The sequence below is a fragment of the Kribbella albertanoniae genome (assembly GCF_004348455.1).
GTDB lineage: Bacteria > Actinomycetota > Actinomycetes > Propionibacteriales > Kribbellaceae > Kribbella > Kribbella albertanoniae.
This window is the reverse complement of record NZ_SMKA01000161.1, coordinates 1-21005: the sequence shown is the minus strand read 5'-3', so window position 1 is coordinate 21005 and position 21005 is coordinate 1. Positions and strand designations below refer to the sequence as shown.

The window sequence follows — 21005 nt, the reverse complement described above, 5'->3', positions numbered from 1 at the left end:
CCGACCACCCGCGACTGCCCCCACTCTGCACCACCCACTGAACCCACCCTGCGACACCCACTGAACCCACCGTGCGTCGCCCACTGAACCCACCGTGCGTCGCCCACTGAACCCACCGTGCTGCACCCACTGAACCCACCGTGTCGGGCGAGGCGGCTCCAGCGAGTGTGATGCCCCTGTCGACGGTGAGCCCTGCCGACGGCTTGGTTCTCACATTCGCCGGGTGGCTCCCCACGCTCGCGCGGTGGGTTCGGTCGCGGCGCACGGTGGGTTCATTGGCGGCGCGGTCGGGGCCGGTGGGTGGGTTAGAGGAGGTGGGCGTGGTCCAGGGCCAGGTAGGCGGCGTCGGTGCCGGTCATGGCGCCGGGGGTGCGGAGTTGGGAGCGGAACTCGGCGAGGGTGAGCTCGACGGGGACGCAGTCCTCGGCATCGTCGAGCTGCTGCTTGCCGTCGGGGCGGCAGCCGTGGGCGATGGCGACGTACTTGCGGAACATCGAGGAGGTGCCGGCCCAGAGCCAGCCGACGATCTCGATGGTGTCGCAGATGTAGCCGGTTTCCTCTTCCAGCTCGCGGGCGCCGCCGGCCGCCGGCTCTTCGCCGGGCTCGATCAGGCCGCCTGGGAGGTTGGTGACCACGCTGTCCGGGCCGGGGCGGAACATCCGGACCGTGACGATCCGTCCGTCCGGGGTCAGTGGCAGGACCGTGACTCCGCGGGCGATGCCGTCGGCTGACTCCGGTCCGGTGACGTCCCAGTCGACCTCGTGCCCGTTCGGCATCCGGTACTGGCGGACCTTCACGGTGAGGAACCGCTGGTAGGCGACCTTCTCCCCCAGCAACTCCCAGGGCTCCGGATCGGCGGCCCGAGATGACGCAGCCGCCACGTCGGACGTGGCGGCTGTGTCGATGGTCCGGTCCGTCACAGGGGACGACTGTCGTCAGGGTCCTCGGGCGGAGCGATCGGCGCCTCGTCGTCGGCCGACGAGGAGTCCGGTGCTGCAGACTCCGGCACGGTCTCTTCAGACTCGGCCGTGGTCTCCTCGGTCTCCGCACCAGCTGCCTCGATGTCGGCGGCCGGGTGCGACTCCGACAGGATCCGCGCCAGCGTCTCCTCGGAGATCCGCTTGAACTTCCGGACCTGGGTCCGGGTCCGGTCCAGTACGGCGACCTCCAGCTGATCCGAGGTCAGCTCCCGGGGCTCGCTGCTGTCGTGGCCGAGCGCGTCCACGGCCAGCCGGAGTGCCCCGGCCAGCGAGATCCCCTCCTGGTAGTGCTCGCCGACGTACTCCGCGACCTGCTCGGCCTGGCCGCCCATCACCGCGTACCCCCGGACGTCGGCGATCGAGCCGTCGTAGGTGAGCCGGTAGATCTGGTCGTCGGTCGGAGCATTGCCGATCTCGGCGACCAGGATCTCCACCTCGAGCGGCTTCTCACCACCGGAGGAGAAGATCGCGCCGAGGGTCTGCGCATACGCGTTGGCCAGCGCCCGGCCGGTCACGTCGCGCCGGTCGTAGGAGTAGCCGCGCATGTCCGCCAGCCGGACGCCGGCGATCCGCAGGTTCTCGAACTCGTTGTAGCGGCCGACCGCGGCGAACGCCATCCGGTCGTAGATCTCGGCCACCTTGTGCAGTGCGGGTGAGCGGTTCTCAGCGACGAACAGGATGCCGTCGGCATACTGCAGCGCGATCGCGCTGCGGCCCTTGGCGATGCCCTTCCGGGCGAAGTCCGCCCGGTCGCGCATCAGCTGCTCTGGTGAGACGTAGAACGGCGTGCTCATCGAAGGTGTCGTCCTCTATCGTCGATGGGATCAGGTCAGGGACGCCGTGGCGGGGCCGTCGGGGCGCTCGTGGCGCTGCGCCCAGGCCGCGTCGACCAGCCTGGCGACCTCGTCCTCGGGCAACCGCTGGTAGCCGTCGGCGGTGACCACACCGACCACCGGGAAGATCCGCCGCAGCATGTCCGGGCCGCCGGTCGCCGAGTCGTCGTCGGCCGCGTCGATCAGCGACTGGATCGCCACCGTCGCGCAGTCGGTCGCGGACAGGTCCTCGCGGTACAGCTTCTTCAGCGAGCCCCGGGCGAACAGCGAGCCCGAGCCGACACTGTGGAAGTGGGTCTCCTCGTAACGGCCGCCGGTGGCGTCGTAGGAGAAGATCCGCCCGCCGTTGCGGTCCGGGTCGTAGCCCGCGAACAGCGGCACCACGGCCAGACCCTGCATCGCCATCGCCAGGTTGCCCCGGATCAGCGCGCTCAGCCGGTTGGACTTGCCGTCCAGGCTGAGCACGGTGCCCTCGAGTTTCTCGTAGTGCTCGAGCTCGACCTGGAACAGCCGGACCATCTCGATCCCGAACCCGGCCGATCCCGCGAACGCGACCGCCGAGTACTCATCGGCCGGGAACACCTTCTCGATGTCCCGGGACGCGATGATGTTGCCCATCGTGGCCCGCCGGTCGCCGGCCATCAGCACGCCACCCGCGAAGGTGGCCGCGACGATCGTCGTACCGTGCGGGACCTGGTCGGAGAAGTCGGCCTGCCCCAGGCTGCGCCGTCCGGGCAACAGGTCGGGCGCGTGCCCGGCCAGGAAGTCCATGAACGACGAGCCACCTGGGGTCAGGAAGGCTTCCGGCAACCGGCCGGAGGCATCAAATGTCATCGAGCGGTTCACTCCCCACCCTTTTGGACGAACCCGCGGACGAACTCCTCGGCGTTCTCCTCGAGCACCTCGTCGATCTCGTCGAGGATCGAGTCGACGTCCTCGTCGAGCCGTTCCTTGCGCTCGGCCACATCTTCCGACGTGGTCGACTGCTCGACCTCTTCCTCGGTCGTCGAACGCTTCGGCTGCTTGTGCTGCTGCCCGCCGTCCTTCGCCATCGCACACACCTCCTAGAACCGCAGTGGAGAAGACGCCCAACCGCTTCTCCGTGCTTCTAAGAGCGACCCTACCCGGCGGCACCCCCAGTAATGGTGCGAACCAGGTCACTTGCGGTGTCGCACTGGTCCAGAAGGGCACCGACATGGGCTTTCGTACCGCGCAACGGGTCCAAAGTCGGGATCCGCTGGAGCGACTCCTTGCCCGGCAGATCGAAGATCACCGAGTCCCAGGAGGCGGCCGCGACCTGCGGCGCGTACTGCTGCATACAGCGGCCGCGGAAGTAGGCGCGGGTGTCGGTCGGCGGGTGCGAGACCGCCATCCGGATCTCCTCGTCGGACACGAGCCGCTGCATCCGGCCGGATTTCACGAGTTTGTAGTACAGCCCCTTGTCCGGACGAAGGTCGGCGTACTGCAGGTCGACCAGGTGCAGCTTCGGGTCGTCCCACTGCAGGCCGTCGCGGTCGCGGTAGGACTGCAGCAGTTTGTACTTCGCCACCCAGTCGAGCTGGTCGGACAGCTTCATCGGGTCGATGGCGAGCTGGTCGAGGACCTGCTCCCAGCGGTGCAGCACGTCCTTGGTCTGCCGGTCCGCGTCGTCGCCGTACCGGTCCTCGACGTACTTGCGGGCCTGCTCCAGATACTCCATCTGCAGCTGTACGGCGGTCAGCTTGCGACCGTCCTTGAGCGTCATCAGGTGCGTGCAGGTGGGGTCGTGGCTGATCTCGTGCAGCGCGGTGACCGGGCGGTCGACCCCGAGGTCGTCGGTCAGCCAGCCGTCCTCGATCATCGCCAGCACGAGCGACGCCGTACCGACCTTCAGGTACGTCGAGATCTCGGACAGGTTCGCGTCGCCGATGATCACGTGCAGCCGGCGGTAGCGGTCCGGATTCGCGTGCGGCTCGTCGCGGGTGTTGATGATCGGCCGCTTGAGCGTGGTCTCGAGGCCGACCTCGACCTCGAAGTAGTCGGCCCGCTGGCTGATCTGGAAGCCGTTCGTGCCGCCGTCCTGGCCGATCCCGACCCGGCCGGCGCCGGTGACGACCTGTCGGCTGACGAAGAACGGGGTCAGGTGCCGCACGATCGAGGCGAACGGCGTCGAGCGGCGCATCAGGTAGTTCTCGTGCGACCCGTACGACGCGCCTTTGTTGTCGGTGTTGTTCTTGTAGAGGTTCAGCTGCGGGGCGCCGGGGATCTGCCGGGCCTGCCGCGCGCCCTCCATGATGACGAGCTCGCCGGCCTTGTCCCAGACCACCACGTCGCGCGGGTTCGTGCACTCGGGCGCCGAATACTCGGGGTGTGCGTGATCGACGTACAGCCGGGCGCCGTTGGTGAGGATCACGTTGGCCAGGCCGGTCTCCTCGTCCGTGAGCTGGCTGGAGTCGGCCACCTCCCGGCTCAGATCGAAGCCACGCGCGTCCCGCAGTGGGTGCTCCTCGTCGAAGTCCCACCGGGTCTTGCGCGCCAGTGGCTGCGTCTGGGCATAACCGTTCACCACCTGGCTCGAGGTCAGCATCGGGTTGGCCCCGGGCTGGCCGGGCACCGAGATGCCGAACTCGGTCTCGGTCCCCATAATGCGCCGCACACTCATATTCCCGAGCCTACGCGGTTGCGCCCCCAAATCGTGGTGCTTTGTCCACAGGCACCGTGTGAGACTGCCCGAGTGGACGAAATGGTGGCGATTCTCAGCAACGACAACGTGGTCATCGACGCCCGGCCCCGCTCGGTCATGCGCCGCGACAACCTCCGCCACGCCGCCACCGGCGTACTCGTCCGAAATCCGGCCGGCGACATCTACGTCCACCGCCGCACAGCCACCAAGGACGTCTACCCGTCGTACTACGACTTCATGGCCGGCGGCGTCGTGGCAGCCGGTGAGGACCCGTACGACGCGGTGGTGCGCGAGCTGGCCGAGGAGCTCGGGATCAGCGGTGCCGACCTGGTCAAGCTGCCCGAAGGCGACTACGCGGACGACGCCACGACTTACCACGCCTACCTCTACAGCTGCGTCTGGGACGGTCCGATCCGGCACCAGCCCTCGGAGGTCGCGTGGGGCGCCTGGATGTCCCCGGCCGAACTGATCTCGAAACTGGACGACCCCTCGTGGCCGGTCATGCCGGACACCGCCGCCCTGATCGGCCCACTGGTCAGGACATTCGGATGAAGATCAACGACAACGGCTGGTCCAGTCGCGCCTGGCTGGAGGGCGACTGGCTGCACCGCGCTCCTCGACGCGACGATGTCCGCCCACGTCTGCTCGCCGAGGCCCAGCTACTCCCCTGGCTCGCGCCGCAACTCCCACTACCCGTCCCGGTCCCCGAACTCACCGCGGACGGCGTACGCCATCGTGTCCTGATCGGCGAACCACTCGAAGCCGGCAGTACGGCGCTCGGCCGTGAGCTCGGGTCGTTCCTCAAAGCGCTGCACGCGGTCGACCCGGCCGACGCTCTCGCGCACGGCGCGGGCGATCCCGAGGCCGGGGCGGCCGACAAGCGGAGATTCCTCGCCGAGGCCCGGGACTGGATTCTTCCGCTGCTGCCCGAGTCCGGCCGCGCGGCGGGCGTGGAGCTGCTCGACCGGGTCGAAGGAGTCCGATCGGCCCTGATCCATGCCGACCTCGGATCCGATCACCTGCTGGTGCACGACGGCCGGCTCACCGGGATCATCGACTGGACCGACTCGGAGATCGGTGATCCGGCCCTCGACCTGTCCTGGCTGCTCAACGACGCACCGGAAGGCATCGCCGAGGGCGTCGCGCAGACCTACGAAGTGACTCCTGACCTGCGGAGACGTGCGCTCGACTGGCACCGGCTGGCGCCTTGGTTCACCCTGCACCGCGGGCTGCTGCTCGACCTGCAGGACGATCGCGACGTTGGTCTCGCCGGAGTTCTGGCCCGGCTCTGATGCAACCATCGGCGGGACCACCGGTCACAGACAGGTGTGAAGATCATCCTGACCGACGAGACGGAGCCCGTGATGGCGTCACCGGCCTCGGATCACGAGTTGTGGGAACGGCTGCGCCTAGGTGATCACAACGCCCTGGGCGACCTGTTCGACCGGTACGCCGATGCGGTGCATGCGTTCGCGTTCCGCCGGACGGCGTCCTGGGCTACTGCCGAGGACGTCGTCCAGTCGACGTTCCTGAACACGTGGCGCCGCTTCCAACGTAATCCACCCGGCCCGATGACCGGTAACAGCGCCCGCGGCTGGCTGCTGGTCGTCGCCTCGAACGAGTGCCGCACCCTGGCCCGTACGGCGGCCCGCGTCCACAACCTGCTCGACCGGCTGCCGGACCCGCCCCACACCGACGACCATGCCGCCGACGTCGTCCAGCGTCTCGACGACGAGCGCCGGATGTCGGAGCTCCGGCGGGCCGTGGCCAAGCTGCCGCGGCATGAGCGCGAGACCCTCGAACTGGTCGTCTGGGCCGGCCTCACCCAGGCAGAGGCCGCCGACGCCCTCGGCGTGCCGATCGGGACCGTCAAGGCCCGCCTGCACCGCACCCGCCGCCGCTTCCCCGACCTGATGAGCCGGGACACCTTCCTGGAGGAACTGTCATGACCACCCGACTCGACCCTCCCCAGGTGCCGCCGCTCACGCCCGATCAGCACGCGCGCCTGCGCCGCCGGGTGATGAACAAGACCCGGCCGGCTCGCGGTACGACGTCACGCCGCTGGGTGCCCGCGGTCGCGGTGGCAGCGGTCGCGGCCATCGCGATCGGTGCGGTCGCCATCGGGCGGCCTGATGGCAACACTCCCCCGGTCACCCGCAGCAGCACGCCGAAGCCGTCGCAGCCAGCTGTCAAGACGGTCCGGCCGGCGACGCCACCACCGTCGATGAACCTCGCCATCCCGACCGACATCGACCTCGGCCCGGCTGCCTCGCCCGCGGCCGCCGCGGCGAAGTCGTGTATGTCGGTGGGCAAACAGTCCACTGTGCTGTGGGCACGCCAGGTGAAGGGCATCGCACCGGGCAGCAAGGCCGTCGTGCTGCTGCTCAAGGGCCCCGCGCAGCCCGGAGATGTCTACCGCCAGGGAATCTGGCTGTGCCAGGCGGGCGCGATGGTCCAGCCGGTCCGCGACAGCGACTGGGCCAAGCAGCCAACAGCGACCAAGGGGCTGGCGGTGCTCACCGCCGGCGGGTTCTCGACCGGTTCGACGGTGTCGGCCCAGTCCTGGACCATCTACCGGGCGCACCCGCAGATCGACCGGATCGAGACGCGCTACGTCTGGAAGGGCGGCTCGGGGCCATGGGTCAAGGGTGTCGTGGACGGCGGCTTCGCCTACACCGACACCCGGGTGAAGTTCCCGGGCAAGACCCCGGCCGGCCTCACCCACCAGCTCCGCGCCTTCGACGCGGCCGGGAAGGTGCTGCAGGTCAATCCCTGGTGAACCTCAGCGGCGGCGGCTCACCGAGCGGGCGAGGTTGATGCCGACCAGGCCGGCCCAGCTGACCACGACGCCGAACGGGCCGATCATGTCGGCGGCGATCGCGGTGATCGGGATCGCCGCGACGATCGAGATGATCGCCAGCGCTAGGCCACCTGGATCCTTCTCACGGCTCGGATGTGCCGGTGGCTGGATCGGTTCGGGGAGGGTGGTGGCGCGGCGCTGTGCGTCGAGTCGTTCCAGGAAGCCTTCGATGATCTCGGCTTCGTACTCCGGCCCCAGCTCCTGCCGAGCGGCCACCGCGGCCCGCAGGTCCTTCCGCACATCCTCCGTCGCCATACCGCTCACGGTAGGTCCGCCGGCCGGCGCCGCCAATCAGGGAAGTCCCCCACTCACCCCGCCCTCCACCTTGAGCACCCCTCAACCACCGAACGCGGGCCGCAGCGGTTGACCGGTGCACAAGGTCGCGACGGCACAGCACCTTGGGCACCCGTCGACCGTTCCGCGAGGTCGAAAGTGGTTGAGCCGTGCTCAAGGTGGCGAGGCGACGAGCATGCGACCGCCCCGGCACCACGTGGGTGCCGGGGCGGTACGTCGTACTGCTACAGGTACTGACCGGTGTTCGTTGCGGTGTCGATCGAACGGCCGGGCTCGGTGCCCTGCTTGCCGGAGATGAGCGTGCGGATGTAGACGATCCGCTCGCCCTTCTTGCCGGAGATGCGGGCCCAGTCGTCGGGGTTGGTCGTGTTCGGGAGGTCTTCGTTCTCCTTGAACTCGTCGACACACGCCTGCAGCAGGTGCTGCACCCGCAGGCCCTTCTGGTTCTCGTCCAGGAAGGCCTTGATCGCCATCTTCTTGGCCCGGTCGACGATGTTCTGGATCATCGCGCCCGAGTTGAAGTCCTTGAAGTACAGGACCTCCTTGTCACCGTTGGCATACGTCACCTCGAGGAACCGGTTCTCGTCGGCCTCGGTGTACATCCGCTCGACGGTGCGCTGGATCATCCCGTTCACACACGAGGCCCGGTCGCCGCCGAACTCACTGAGGTCGTCGGCGTGCAGCGGCAGCGTGGTGGTCAGGTACTTCGAGAAGATGTCCCGGGCCGCCTCGGCGTCGGGGCGCTCGATCTTGATCTTCACGTCCAGCCGGCCCGGCCGCAGGATCGCCGGGTCGATCATGTCCTCGCGGTTCGAGGCACCGATGACCAGGACGTTCTCCAGGCCCTCGACACCGTCGATCTCACTGAGCAGCTGCGGGACGATGGTGTTCTCGACGTCGGAGGAGACACCGGAGCCGCGGGTGCGGAACAGCGAGTCCATCTCGTCGAAGAACACGATCACCGGCATCCCCTCGGATGCCTTCTCCCGGGCCCGCTGGAAGACCAGGCGGATGTGCCGCTCGGTCTCACCGACGTACTTGTTCAGCAGCTCGGGACCCTTGATGTTCAGGAAGAACGACTTCTGTTCCGCCACGCCGGTCCGCTCGGCGACCTTCTTGGCCAGCGAGTTCGCCACCGCTTTCGCGATCAGCGTCTTGCCGCAGCCGGGCGGGCCGTAGAGCAGCACGCCCTTCGGCGGCTTGAGCTCGTGCTCGAGGAACAGGTCCTTGTGCAGGTACGGCAGCTCGACCGCGTCCCGGATCGCCTCGATCTGGCCGGCCAGGCCACCGATCTGGGTGTAGTCGATGTCCGGGACCTCTTCGAGCACCAGCTCCTCGACCTCGGACTTCGGGATCTTCTCGTACACATAGCCGGAGCGGGGCTCCAGCAGCAGCGAGTCGCCGGTGCGCAGCGCGATGTCGAGCAGCGGCGAGGCGAGCCGGACGACCCGTTCCTCGTCGGCCTGCGCGATCACCAGTGCCCGCTCGCCGTCGGCCAGCAGTTCCTTCAGCATCACCACGTCGCCCACGACCTCGAAGTCGCAGGCCTCGACCACGTTCAGCGCCTCGTTCAGCATCAGTTCCTGGCCGAGCTTCAGCGCGTCCAGGTCGATCGACGGGCTGGCCGCCACCCGGAGCTTGCGGCCCCCGGTGAACACGTCCAGCGTGTCGTCGTCGTTGCGGCCGAGGAAGGTGCCGAATCCGGACGGCGGTTGCGCCAGCCGGTCGACCTCCTCCTTCAGGGCGATGATCTTCTCTCGCGCCTCCCGCAGCGTGTCGGCCAGCCGCTCGTTCTGAGCGGTGACACCCGCCAAGGAGGCCTGTGTTTCGGACAGCCTGCTTTCGAGCGACCGGCTGTCAGCCGGGTGCTCCAACAACCGACGCCGCAACGCTGCGACCTCGGCTTCCAGGTACCGGACCTGGTTACGCAGCTCTGCCGCGGTAGGACTCTCGTCTCCAGCCACGATCATCACCTCACCATGTGGGGCTCGACCCTATGGACCTTACCCAGAAAACCTCGCCGGGCAAGCTGAATCCCATCACGTGTCGGTTGCGGATGAACCGGTTGCTTCGGTTGCGGACGCAGCAGTTGCTTTCGGCACATCTTCAGGACCGTCACCCCGACGGGGGCCTTGGTAGTCGTCGCCGTACGCGCCCGGTGCCGGCCGGCGCTTCTTACGGGGTGCCTGAACCCCGTGCGCCATCCGTCGGGCGGTGACCAGAAAGGCGGTGTGACCTTGCATCCGGTGTCCCGGACGAACCGCCAGACCCTCTACATGCCAGTCTCGCACGAGTGACTCCCACGCGCGCGGCTCCGTGAATTCGCCGTGTGCCCGCAGCGTCTCCACAACCCGGCTCAGCTGGGTCGTGGTGGCGACGTACGCGCAGAACACCCCGCCGGGACTCAGGGCCCCGGCAGCGGCGTCGACGCACTCCCAGGGGGCCAGCATGTCCAGGATGATCCGGTCGACGTCCTGCTCGTCCAGGTTCTCGACCAGGTCACCGACCTGGAGCCGCCAGGCCGGGTGCTCGCCGCCGAAGAAACCGGTCACATTCTTCCGCGCGACCTCGGCGAAATCCTCGCGGCGCTCGAACGAGATGACCTGGCCGTGGATGCCGACCGCACGCAGCAGCGCGGTGGTCAGCGCGCCGGACCCGGCGCCGGCCTCGACCACCTTCGCGCCCGGGAAGATGTCGGCCATCGTCACGATCTGCGCGGTGTCCTTCGGGTAGATCACCGCGGCACCACGCGGCATCGAGACGGAGTAGTCGGCCATCAGCGGCCGCAGCGCGAGGTACTCGACACCGCCCTTGGAGCGGATCACGACGGCGTCCGGGCCGTCGATCAGCTCGTCGTGCTCGATACCGCCCTTGGTGGTGTGGAAGACCTTCCCGCGCTCCAGGAACACCGAGTGCCGGCGGCCCTTGGAGTCCTGCAGGGTGATCCACTCCCCCGCCTGCAGCGGGCCGTGATGGACCCCGGAGTACGCCTGGTCGGGAAAGTCGCGCAAGTCAGCCATAAGGCGCTCACCTTAACTTTCGGTGACCTGCCGGCCGTCATCGAGGTCGTCAGGGGAAGTCGTCAGCGCCTGCGGAAGGCCGTTTCGATATCGGCCGTCGCCAGTACGCCGTACACGCTGCCGGCCGCGTCGAGAACCAGGTACTCCGACGCGGGGTGCTCGCGGATCGTCTTCAGGATCTCCTCACCGGTGTCGTTCACCCCGATGATGTGGCCCGCGCCGATCCGGGTGGAAACCTCGCTCACCGTGGTCCACGGCCGCTGGTTCGGAGCGACTGCGGCGACCGCGTTCTCGGAGACCAGCGCATGCGGCTTGCCGTCGCCGTCGATCACCACGACCGCACCGGCGTGTGCTTCCGCGGCCATCCGGACCGCTTCGGAGATCGGCGTACCGGAGTGGACCGCGATCGCGCGGCGGGCCATCGTGCGCACCTGCAGCGTCGGCAGCTTCTGGCGCAGCCGCGCCTGCATCAGCTGGGCGGTGGAGCCCATCCACAGGAAGAACCCGACCGCGAGCGCGATCAGGAAGTCGATCAGCGTCGGCTGCCGGCCGAAGATCTCCTCCAGCAGGACCGGCGCGGCCAGTACGACGATCGCCAGGATCCGGCCACCCCAGGCGGCCACGATGGTGCCGGTGTGCATGTTGCCGGTGATCTTCCAGACGAGCGCCCGCGCAACCCAGCCGCCGTCCAGCGGCAGGCCGGGCAGCAGGTTGGTGACACCGACGATCAGGTTCGCGACGGCCAGCTGCCACAAGGCGATGTACGCGACACCGTCATCGACGGCGCGCGAGCCGAGGTAGGCCAGTCCGCCGACCACCAGTGAGGCGATCGGCCCGACCACCGACACCGCGAACTCCTCGAACGGCGTCTTCCGCTCGCCCTCGATATGCGTGCCGGCCGCGAAGAAGCCGAGGTTGATCTCCGACACACCGATCCCGAACTTCAGGGCCATCAATGCGTGCGCCAGCTCGTGGATCAGGATCGACAGCGTGAACGCGACCACGAACGCGAACGACGCGACGTAGCGCCAGGCGCCGATCTGCGGGAACTGCTGCCCGATCACCGCGGAGAACCCGAACGCCAGCAGCATCGCCACCGGCAACCAGGTGAACCGCATGGTCAGCCGGATCCCACGGACACGACCGAGAACCCAGGTACCGGGCGGCGGTGGGCCGGCCGGCTGGGCGGGGCTCTGGGGATCACGCGACTCAGCCATCGCTCCAACGCTACTGGTCGAGCGGTAACAAGCTGCTACCAACCCGGCTCAAACACCAACATTCAGCTTCGCCGTGTACCCCTGTACGGCGTCTCCGGCGACCGTCGCGAGCTGGTGTACGCCGTCGTCGTCGCCGAACACGTTGTCATCGGCAAGCGACGTACGACGCATGTTCTCCGCGCTCCCGTCGTACCCCTCGGTGCCGTAGACGGCGTTGCAGACGTTCTCCGGGAAGGCGAGCTGCGAGGTCGCACTGATCTTCCCGGCGGCGGTCGCGTCGGACAGGCTGGCGTAGACCTCGAAGTGGATGTGTGGCCAGCGGCCCGGGTACGCGGCCGGGAAGATCGTCGTGAAGGTCACCTTGCCGTCGGCGTCGGTGGCTTGGACGCCGCGCAGGTAGTTCTCGTTGGTCGCGCCCTCGGAGTAGAGCGAGTAGAGCCCCTTGGCGTCGCACTGCCAGACATAGACGGCCGCGCCGGTCAGTGGGGTGTCCTTGTCCGCATCGAGGATGGTCAGCTCGACAGTCAGCGGTACGCCGGTCGCGGTGCCGGACGCGGAGCCGAACGACTTGGTGATGTCGCTGCGGACGATCCCGGACTCGGTGAGCACATTCGGCCCGTTGGAGCCGTCACCCGGGTAGGGGCCGGCGGTCTCGCCCGGGATCTCGTCCACCCCGACCGTCGATGCGGATGGGGTGCTCGACGTCGACGGGGTGGTCGAGGGTGTGGTCGAGGTAGACGGTGTGCTCGACGGCGACGAGTCGGGTGAGCAGCCCGCGAGAGCGACCAGCCCGGCACCGGCGAACAGGCTCAGGACCTTCCGGCGCCGAAGGGTGCCGAGGTCGTATTCCAGGCCGAGATCGTGCTCACGTGGTGGCTTCATGGTTGAAGCTTGGCAAGCCAGGCCGATAGTTGGCCGAAAGTCTGCTGTGAATTCCCTGGGAGCCGTTCCGCCCTTTTGTCCGAAACTGTCGGCGGCAGCGCCTAGGGTTTCGGTATGAGTGTTGCGGCCGAGGTACCAGTCAGTGGGCATCCGCGTGGGGCGCTGTCGCCGTCCCGGGCGGCCGACTTCATGAGCTGCCCGCTGAAGTACCGGTTCCGCGTCGTCGACCGGCTGCCGGAGAAGCCGTCGTCCGCGGCGGTCCGGGGCACGGTCGTGCACGGTGTGCTGGAGCGGTTGTTCGATCTCCCCCGCGGCCAGCGGACGTTGGAGCAGGCGGCCGAGATGCTCGAGCCGCAGTGGCAGCAGGTGCTCGCCGCCGAGCCGGAGGTGGCTGAGCTGTTCGCCGAGGATGCCAGCGGCGAGGAGCTGGCGAGCTGGCTGGCCGAGGCGCACAAACTCCTCGGCAAGTACTTCACTCTCGAGGACCCGAACGCGTTGGAGCCCGCCGAGCGTGAGCTCTACGTCGAGACCGAGCTCGAGTCGGGTCTGGTGCTGCGGGGGTATGTCGACCGGCTCGATGTCGCGCCGACCGGTGAGATCCGGGTGGTCGACTACAAGACCGGCCGGTCGCCGTCGGAGTTCTTCGAGGCCAAGGCCTTGTTCCAGATGAAGTTCTACGCGCTCGTGCTGTGGCGGCTGCGCGGCGTCGTACCGGCGATGTTGCAGCTGGTCTACCTGGGCAACGGTGAGATCGTCCGCTACATCCCCGACGAGGCCGATCTGCGCGCCTGCGAGCGGAAGGTCAGCGCGCTCTGGACCGCGATCAGCCGCGCACTGGAGTCCGGTGACTGGCGCCCCAGCCCAGGCCCGCTCTGCGACTGGTGCGACTACAAATCCCTCTGCCCCTCCTGGGGCGGCACCCCGCCCCCGCTACCGCAGCGATCAGTCGAAGAGGTCGTAGTCGAGTCCGCCGGTGTAGACCTCATCAGTGTCGACGGGTGAGCAATTGGCCACGCTCCGCGCGGCGGGTCATGGGCCTTGATTCCCGATCTTCCCTCGTCGCTCCAGTCGCTTCGCTCCCTACGCTCCTCAGTCCAGAACGGGGGCCCATGACCGGCGGCGAGGAACCCTCACTCGATACCGTTCGTCGCATGACCGTGGAACAGACACCGGCTGTCCGGGCGATCGGCGTGACCAAGCGGTACGGCGTGGGTCAGACCCAGGTCGATGCGTTGGTGGAGCTCACCGCGGACTTCGGCAAGGGCCGGTTCACCGCGATCATGGGGCCGTCGGGGTCGGGCAAGTCGACGCTGCTGCACTGTCTGGCCGGTCTGGACCAGCCGACGGCCGGGCAGGTGTGGGTCGGTGATGTCGAGCTGAGCCGGTTGCCCGAGAAGCAGTTGACGCATCTGCGCCGGGACCGGATCGGGTTCGTGTTCCAGGCGTTCAACCTGGTGCCGACCCTGACGGCGTACGAGAACATCACGCTCCCACTCGACCTGGCCGGCCGCACGCCGGACCGGGAGTGGCTCCGGACGGTCATCGACACGATCGGACTGACCGACCGCCTCAAGCACAAGCCGTCCGAGCTGTCCGGCGGCCAGCAGCAGCGGGTCGCTTGTGCCCGCGCGTTGGCGTCGCGGCCCGAGGTGGTCTTCGCCGACGAGCCGACCGGCAACCTGGACTCGCAGTCGTCGGCCGATGTGCTCGGCTTCCTGCACCGGTCGGTGCGTGAGTTCGGGCAGACCGTGGTGATGGTCACCCACGATCCGACCGCGGCGTCGTACGCGGACCGGGTTCTGTTCCTGGCCGACGGCCGGCTGCGGTCGGAGTTGCTCGACCCGACCGCCGAGACTGTCCTCGACACGATGAAGAGTCTCGATCCGGCCGTGGCCGGCTGATGCTGAAAATCGCTCTGCGCTCGGTTCTGGCGCACCGGCTGCGGTTCGTGCTCTGCACGGTCGCGGTCGTGCTCGGGATCGCGTTCGTCGGAGGCGCGATGGTCTTCACCGACACCCTCTCGACCGCTTTGAAGAAGCAGTACGCGGGCAGTACGGCGGACATCACGATCACGCCGGTGGATCCGGTCGAGGCGCGCACCGGCCCACCCGCAACGCTCGCGGCTGCGGTCGTCGGCCAGGTTGCCGCCGTACCCGGAGTGGCCGACGCCGACGCGCAACTGCTGGTCAGCGACGTGCAGATCCGCAAACCCGACGGCACCCCGATCGACACCTACGGCCTCCCGACGTACGGAGCCGGCTGGCCACACGCCGTACGGACCTCGCCGTTCCGGCTGCTCGACGGCAAACAACCCTGGGGTACGGCGGAGCTCGGGCTCGACGAGTCGACCGCGTCGAAGGCTGGTTACAGCATCGGCGATCAGGTGCGGATCGTCACCGCGACCCAGCCCGTCACTGCCACGCTCACCGCGATCACCACGGCTGCCCAGGCCGGTCCGGCCGCGGGCGCACCGCTGGTTACGTTCGACCCCGCGACCGCTCAGCTCGTGCTGCTCGGCAAACCCGGCTGGACCTCGATCGCGGTCGCGCTGAAGCCCGGCGCGGATACCGATCAGGTCCGCGCTGCGATCGCGAAGACCGTCGGTGACGCGTTCAAGGTCCGGACCGCGGCGCAGGTCGAGGCCGATGGTGAGAGCGCGCTCGACACGACGTTCGGCGGGTTCAGTTCGATCTTGCTGATGTTTGCGGGGCTCGCGCTGTTCGTCGGTGCGTTCCTGATCGTCAACACGTTCGCGATGCAGGTCGCGCAGCGGTCTCGCGAGCTGGCGATGCTGCGTGCGATCGGTGCGTCGCGCGGCCAGGTCATCGGGACGGTTCTCGCCGAAGCGGTCGTGATCGGGCTGATCGGTTCGACCCTCGGCCTGCTGCTCGGTATCGGGGTCGCCGCCGGGATCACCTTCGGCTATGAGGAACTCGGTGCGGCGATCCCGAGCGCCGGCCTGCAGATCACCCCGGCCACGATCATCGCCTGCTACGTGATCGGCGCTCTCCTCACTGTGGGCGCCGCCTACCCGGCCGCGCGCCGCGCCGGTCGGCTGCCTCCGATGGCCGCCCTGCGCGATGGCGCGACAATCCCCGAGCGCTCCTTGCTGGTCCGGTTGCTGGCCGGCGCGTTCCTGCTGCTGATGGCGTTGGTGCTCTACCTGATCGGCGACTACGCCAGCGGCATGCCGGGCGCGGTCCTGATCGGGCTGTCGTCGGCGATGGCGCTGCTCGGCATCGTGATGACGAGTCCCCTGGTCAGCCGGTACGTCGTGCGCGGGCTGATGGCGCCGTTCGGCCACAAGGCCCCGGTCACGCTCGGCCGTCGCAACGCCGAGCGCAACCCGCGCCGTACGTCGGCCACGGCGTCGGCGCTGATGATCTCGGTCGCGCTGATCAGTGGGCTGGTGGTGATCGGTGCCTCGGCGAAGGCGTCCATCGATGCGAATGTCGCGGCCGCGATCGGCACCTCCGACCTGGTCGTGAGTTCGTCCGATCCGGACACCTTCAGTCCGCAGGTCGCCGACCGGATCCGCCAGGTCAGCGGGATCGCGGGCGTCCATCAGGTCCGGCAGCAGGACGGCAAGGCCGGCGACCTCCCCGTCAAGGTGACCGGCGTCGGCGACGGAACGCTCAGCGGCCCGATCACGGTCGGCCTCGACTCCGGTTCGCTCGACGGCCTCGCGACCGGCCAAGCCGTCGTACCGCGGACGATGGCCAAGTCCCTGCACGTCTCCGCCGGCCAGTCCATCACCCTGACCACGACCACCGGCAAGCACAGCCTGACCGTGGCCGGCATCCTCACCCCGAACCGTCAGCTCAACGCGGTCGTGATCTCACTGGCGACGTACGAGAAGCTCGGCGGCGCCCCGGCAGACTCGCTCCTGTACGTCGATGTTGCCGAAGGCACCAGTACCGCCCAGGCCAGTACGGCGATCCTCGACGGGCTGAAGGACTACCCGTCGATCCAGGTCCGCGACCAGCAGGCCTACGCCGCTCAGGCCCGCGGGCCCGTGGATGCCGTGACGACGGTGATCGGGATGCTGCTCGCCCTGGCGATCCTGATCGCAATCCTCGGCATCGTGAACACCCTCGCCCTCGGCGTCGTCGAACGCACCCGCGAGATCGGTCTGCTGCGGGCGATCGGGATGGACCGTCCCCAGCTGCGCCGGATGCTGCGGGTCGAGTCGATCGCGGTCACCCTGCTCGGCGCGCTGCTCGGTCTTGCGGTCGGTGTACTGACCGCGGCCGCGATTCAGAACGTGCTCGTCGACGACGGCCTCAGCGAACTCGACATCCCGGTACTCCAACTGCTGGGCGCCGTTCTCGTGTCCGGAGTGATCGGCGTACTGGCTGCGGTCTGGCCGTCACGGCGTGCAGCGCGTTTGAACGTTCTGCAGGCCATCGCCACAGAGTAGGGTGTGTCTCTCAATTCCGCGCCGTAGCGAGCATGTGCTCGGTGCGGTGCATCGGTGCGCTGGAGGGGAGGCCTCGATGCTTTTCCATCGTGGCCTTTCCTCCAGTGCGGCGAGGTGCCGTGCCGAGTGCAGCGCAGTAGGCGGGGAATTGAGAGAGACGCCCTAAAGCCACGCGCTGCTTTGACCGGTAGCCTGCGGGGGTGCCGGGCAGCGTGCAGTCGATCGAGCGGGCTGCGGCCGTGCTGCGGCTCCTTGCGGCCGCTCCCAACGGGCTCGGGGTCGCGGACGTCGGCAACGCGCTCGGTTTGGCCAAGACGACCGTGCACGGCATTCTCCGGACGCTGCATCAGGTCGGCTTCGTCGAGCAGGACCGCAGCGGCGCGCACTACCACCTGAGCGACGCGTTCGGCCGGCTCGGCGAGAGCTACCTCGACCCCAACGAACTGCGCAGCCGCGCAATCAACTGGGCCGATTCACTCGCAGCCCGCAGCGGCGAAGTGGTGCGCGTCGGACGGCTCGACGGGAGCAAGGTCGTCATCGTGCACCACGTCTTCCGCCCCGACGACAGCGACCAAGACCTAGACGTCGGTACGACGTTGCCGCCGCACGCGACTGCATTGGGCAAGGCCGTACTCGCCTACGACGCGAGCGGTGCTGCCCGGCCGAAACGACTCGAAGCGTTCACCACCCGCACCATCACCGACCCGGCACGGCTGGCCGAGGAGCTGGCAACGGTTCGAAGCCGCGGCTGGGCGGGCGAGTTCGAGGAGCACACCATCGAGATCGCGGGCATCGCGGCACCGATCCGCGGGCTCGGCGGGCTGGTCGTCGGCGCGGTCGGTCTGATCGGCCGGATCGAGCGGATCTGCGACAGCCGCCTGCGGCACCGCGCCGACCTCGTCACGATGGTCCGCGCCACGGCCGAGGCCATCGCACGTGACCTGCGGGGTGATTCCTGAATGGCTGAGCAGTACGTCGCCGCTGTCGACCAGGGCACGAACTCGACCCGCTGCATCCTGTTCGACCGGCGTGGGCGACTCGTGTCGGTGGCGCAGCGCGAGCACCGCCAGCTCTTCCCCAAACCGGGCTGGGTCGAGCACGATGCCGCGGAGATCTGGCGGAACGTGACCCGCGTCGTACCGGCTGCACTTCGTCAGGTCGGCGCGGAGCCGGGCCAGATCGTTGCCATCGGCATCACTAACCAGCGCGAGACCAGCCTGCTCTGGGACCGCGCCACCGGCCGCCCGATCGGTAACGCCGTCGTCTGGCAGGACACCCGGACCGACCGGCTGGTGGCTGAGCTTGCCGGTGACGAGGGCCTGGACCGGTTCGCGGATCTGTGTGGTCTGCCGTTGAACACCTACTTCTCGGCACCGCGTTTGAAGTGGATGCTCGACCACACTCCCGGGCTGCGCGCCCGTGCCGAACGTGGCGAGGTGCTGTTCGGCACCATGGAGACCTGGCTGATCTGGAACTTCACCGGCGGCGCGAACGGCGGGCTGCACGTCACCGACGTGACGAACGCGAGCCGGACCATGCTGATGAACATCGCCAGTCTGGAATGGGACGACGAACTGCTCGCGGCCTTCGACGTACCGCGGGCTGTCCTGCCGGAGATCCGGCCGTCGTCCGGGGTCTTCGCGACCGCGACCGAGGTGCTGCCGGGGGTCCGGATCGGTGCCGCTCTCGGTGACCAGCAGGCGGCGCTGTTCGGGCAGACGTGTTTCAGTGCGGGCGAGGCGAAGTGCACCTACGGCACCGGCTCGTTCCTCTTGCTGCACACCGGCCAGGAGATCGTTCGGTCCAAGCACGGCATGCTCACGACGGTCGCCTACCAGATCGGGGACGAGCCCGCGTCGTACGCGCTCGAAGGTTCGATGGCAGTCACTGGTTCGCTCGTGCAATGGTTCCGTGACGGCCTCGGCCTGATCCACACCGCGGCCGAGATCGAGACGCTCGCCCGGACGGTCGACGACAACGGTGGTGCGTACATCGTCCCGGCCTTCTCCGGTCTGTTCGCACCGCATTGGCGCAGTGAGGCGCGCGGCGTCATCGCGGGTCTGACCGGCTACATCACCAAGGGGCACCTGGCACGCGCGGTTCTGGAGGCGACCGGCTTCCAGACCCTCGAGGTCGTCGACGCGATGAACGCCGACTCCGGGATCGCACTCACCGCGCTCAAGGTCGACGGTGGCATGACGGCGAACAATCTGCTCATGCAGTTCCTCGCCGACCTCCTCGACGTACGAGTCGTCCGCCCGATGGTGACCGAGACCGTTTCCCTCGGCGCCGCCTACGCCGCCGGCCTGGCCGTCGGCTACTGGCCCGACCTCGAAGGCCTGCGCTCCAACTGGCACCGCGCCGGCCAATGGCTCCCGAACATGGACCCCACCCGCCGCGCCACCGAATACGCCAACTGGCAGGCCGCCGTCCAACGCACTTTCAACTGGATCCGCCCCGACCAGTGATTTCGCAAGCCTTTCGAGGGTGATCGAAGAGCGTTGATCGTGATGCGGCTTTCAAACGCTTGATACACAGCGCACCTAATGTCCCGGGCAATGCAAACGACTCGGGAGGAAATGAAGATGTCTTCGGTTATCAGGGTTCTGGCGGTTGCGGCACTCGGGGTGTCGTCGATGGGGCTGGCGCCGGTGGTGGCGCAGGCTTCGACGGACGGGACGCAGGCGTTGAAGATCACCCGGATCAAATGTCACGCGACGGAGGACAACACCGGTGCGGACGACATTTATCTCGTCGTCGACGGCACGGTGATCATGAATTCGATTCAGTTCACCGCGGGCGACGACAAGGATATTGCGGATATTCCGATCGAGGCCGGCAAGGTGCTGACCGTGATGGAAGGCGACTGGCCGGACGACGACGACAACCTCGGCGCGAAGCGGATCAACGGCGCCGGCAACTACGAGTTCACCGACGACGGGGCGCACTACACCGTGTCGATCGGTTAAACCTTCCAGCGATAGATGGGGCGGTCGTAGGCGACCTTGAAGCCGACGCGCTCCATGTTGGCCAGTGACGAGTTGTGCTCGCCCGGTCCGGGCTTGCCGGTCTCGGAGGTGACCCAGCGGCAGCCCGCCGCGAAGGCATCTTCGGCCCGGCGAGCCAGGATCGCCGACTGCGCACCACGCCCGCGATACGCAGGCAACGTCGTACCGCTGACGCACTCGCCGACCTCACCGGAGACGACCAGCGCACCAGTCGCGACCAACTTGTCACCATCCCAGGCCCCGTACGCCGTAATGCCCGGAGCGCCGGCGAATGCGGCCAGCAGGTCTGTCTGGTCGGCCGGTATGCCGAAGACCTCGATCTGGTTGGCCGCCCACACGGCCGCCTCGTCAGGCGCGATCACGCCGATCCGCAGATCGGTCTCGACCGGAGCGACCGGGCCGGCCTCGCGGACCGCCTTGACCCAGGTGCCTCCGGCAACAATCCCGTACTCGGCGCAGATGTCGGCCCAATCAGCCGGCAGCACCTCAGGAGCCAGGTGGAAGTTGAGCACCCGGCTCCCAGCGGCACGTGCGACCTCGAGGATCTCGCCGACCAGCGCACTGTCGATCGGCCGATCGAACCCGAACCCCGACGCCCGCGACCAGTAATCGATCGAGTCCTTGCTCATCACGAGGACGATGCCCTTGCCGATTCGCCGCCCACTGATCCCCAGCGCATCCACCACCTCGGGCGGGCTCTGCGTCAGCGCCCAGATCATCTCGCCCTCAGCCCGTTCCAGCCGCTCAGTCAGCTCCACGAGACTTACTCTAGCCCGTGAAAAAAGTCGAGATTCCCTCAACGCACAGCAGCCACCACCCGCGCCCGCAC

The 21005-nt window shown here is 68.3% G+C and carries 21 protein-coding genes; 10 read left to right on the top strand and 11 right to left on the bottom strand.

The window, feature by feature from the left end; genetic code table 11:
• Positions 1-305 precede the first annotated feature (305 nt).
• The 5 genes from E1261_RS28210 to dop form a co-directional block, all read right to left on the bottom strand.
• Positions 306-920: an NUDIX hydrolase gene (locus E1261_RS28210; RefSeq protein WP_132411743.1), complete on the bottom strand. Its 615-nt coding sequence runs from the start codon at positions 918-920 to the stop codon at positions 306-308.
• On the bottom strand, positions 917-1774 hold the full coding sequence (gene prcA, locus E1261_RS28205) for a proteasome subunit alpha (protein ID WP_132411741.1): 858 nt from the start codon (positions 1772-1774) through the stop codon (positions 917-919). The genes E1261_RS28210 and prcA overlap by 4 nt, the downstream gene beginning before the upstream one ends.
• Before the next feature lie 30 nt (positions 1775-1804).
• Positions 1805-2647 (bottom strand): proteasome subunit beta, encoded by an 843-nt coding sequence (gene prcB, locus E1261_RS28200; protein WP_132411739.1) that lies wholly within the window; start codon positions 2645-2647, stop codon positions 1805-1807.
• A gap of 8 nt (positions 2648-2655) precedes the next feature.
• Complete coding sequence (locus E1261_RS28195) at positions 2656-2865, bottom strand: ubiquitin-like protein Pup (RefSeq protein WP_132411737.1); 210 nt, start codon at positions 2863-2865, stop codon at positions 2656-2658.
• A 68-nt stretch (positions 2866-2933) separates the two neighbouring features.
• The gene (gene dop, locus E1261_RS28190) at positions 2934-4454 is read right to left on the bottom strand and encodes a depupylase/deamidase Dop (RefSeq protein ID WP_132411735.1); all 1521 of its coding nucleotides are present in this window, start codon (positions 4452-4454) and stop codon (positions 2934-2936) included.
• 81 nt (positions 4455-4535) lie between these two features.
• Between dop and E1261_RS28185 the strand changes: the two genes are divergently transcribed.
• The 4 genes from E1261_RS28185 to E1261_RS28170 are packed head-to-tail and all read left to right on the top strand — an operon-like array spanning position 4536 to position 7254.
• Positions 4536-5027: an NUDIX hydrolase gene (locus E1261_RS28185; RefSeq protein WP_238176480.1), complete on the top strand. Its 492-nt coding sequence runs from the start codon at positions 4536-4538 to the stop codon at positions 5025-5027.
• Entirely contained in the window at positions 5024-5767 is a 744-nt protein-coding gene (locus tag E1261_RS28180) for a phosphotransferase (protein ID WP_132411731.1), read from the top strand. The genes E1261_RS28185 and E1261_RS28180 overlap by 4 nt, the downstream gene beginning before the upstream one ends.
• A 36-nt stretch (positions 5768-5803) precedes the next feature.
• On the top strand, positions 5804-6424 hold the full coding sequence (locus tag E1261_RS28175; RefSeq protein ID WP_132411729.1) for an RNA polymerase sigma factor: 621 nt from the start codon (positions 5804-5806) through the stop codon (positions 6422-6424).
• Positions 6421-7254 (top strand): hypothetical protein, encoded by an 834-nt coding sequence (locus E1261_RS28170; protein ID WP_132411727.1) that lies wholly within the window; start codon positions 6421-6423, stop codon positions 7252-7254. The genes E1261_RS28175 and E1261_RS28170 overlap by 4 nt, the downstream gene beginning before the upstream one ends.
• A gap of 3 nt (positions 7255-7257) precedes the next feature.
• On the opposite strand, the gene E1261_RS28165 is transcribed toward E1261_RS28170, so the two are convergent.
• The 5 genes from E1261_RS28165 to E1261_RS28145 all read right to left on the bottom strand — a co-directional run bounded on the left by E1261_RS28165 (position 7258) and on the right by E1261_RS28145 (position 12748).
• The gene (locus tag E1261_RS28165) at positions 7258-7590 is read right to left on the bottom strand and encodes a hypothetical protein (RefSeq protein WP_132411725.1); all 333 of its coding nucleotides are present in this window, start codon (positions 7588-7590) and stop codon (positions 7258-7260) included.
• A 263-nt stretch (positions 7591-7853) separates the two neighbouring features.
• Positions 7854-9599, bottom strand: coding sequence for a proteasome ATPase (gene arc / locus E1261_RS28160; RefSeq protein WP_132411723.1), 1746 nt, complete (start codon positions 9597-9599; stop codon positions 7854-7856).
• 69 nt (positions 9600-9668) lie between these two features.
• Entirely contained in the window at positions 9669-10649 is a 981-nt protein-coding gene (locus E1261_RS28155; RefSeq protein ID WP_132411721.1) for a tRNA (adenine-N1)-methyltransferase, read from the bottom strand.
• Between the two features lie 62 nt (positions 10650-10711).
• Positions 10712-11866, bottom strand: coding sequence for a site-2 protease family protein (locus tag E1261_RS28150; RefSeq protein ID WP_238176479.1), 1155 nt, complete (start codon positions 11864-11866; stop codon positions 10712-10714).
• Between the two features lie 48 nt (positions 11867-11914).
• Positions 11915-12748 carry an intradiol ring-cleavage dioxygenase gene (locus E1261_RS28145; protein WP_132411719.1) on the bottom strand — a complete coding sequence of 278 codons (834 nt, stop codon included), beginning with the start codon at positions 12746-12748 and terminating at the stop codon, positions 11915-11917.
• A gap of 114 nt (positions 12749-12862) precedes the next feature.
• Between E1261_RS28145 and E1261_RS28140 the strand changes: the two genes are divergently transcribed.
• From E1261_RS28140 to E1261_RS28115, 6 genes are all read left to right on the top strand, one after another.
• A complete protein-coding gene (locus E1261_RS28140; RefSeq protein ID WP_132411717.1) occupies positions 12863-13750 on the top strand; it encodes a RecB family exonuclease in 888 nt (295 codons plus the stop codon).
• 149 nt (positions 13751-13899) lie between these two features.
• Positions 13900-14649 carry an ABC transporter ATP-binding protein gene (locus E1261_RS28135; RefSeq protein ID WP_132411715.1) on the top strand — a complete coding sequence of 250 codons (750 nt, stop codon included), beginning with the start codon at positions 13900-13902 and terminating at the stop codon, positions 14647-14649.
• The gene (locus E1261_RS28130) at positions 14649-17168 is read left to right on the top strand and encodes an ABC transporter permease (RefSeq protein WP_132411713.1); all 2520 of its coding nucleotides are present in this window, start codon (positions 14649-14651) and stop codon (positions 17166-17168) included. Before E1261_RS28135 ends, E1261_RS28130 begins: the two co-directional genes overlap by 1 nt.
• Positions 17169-17368: 200 nt before the next feature.
• Positions 17369-18127, top strand: coding sequence for an IclR family transcriptional regulator (locus E1261_RS28125; RefSeq protein ID WP_132411711.1), 759 nt, complete (start codon positions 17369-17371; stop codon positions 18125-18127).
• Entirely contained in the window at positions 18128-19636 is a 1509-nt protein-coding gene (gene glpK, locus E1261_RS28120; protein ID WP_132411709.1) for a glycerol kinase GlpK, read from the top strand.
• Between the two features lie 90 nt (positions 19637-19726).
• Complete coding sequence (locus E1261_RS28115; protein WP_238176478.1) at positions 19727-20137, top strand: hypothetical protein; 411 nt, start codon at positions 19727-19729, stop codon at positions 20135-20137.
• Here the strand turns inward: E1261_RS28115 and E1261_RS28110 are convergent.
• The gene (locus E1261_RS28110) at positions 20134-20934 is read right to left on the bottom strand and encodes a GNAT family N-acetyltransferase (RefSeq protein WP_132411705.1); all 801 of its coding nucleotides are present in this window, start codon (positions 20932-20934) and stop codon (positions 20134-20136) included. The two genes, E1261_RS28115 and E1261_RS28110, sit on opposite strands and share 4 nt — an antisense overlap.
• Positions 20935-21005: the final 71 nt, after the last annotated feature.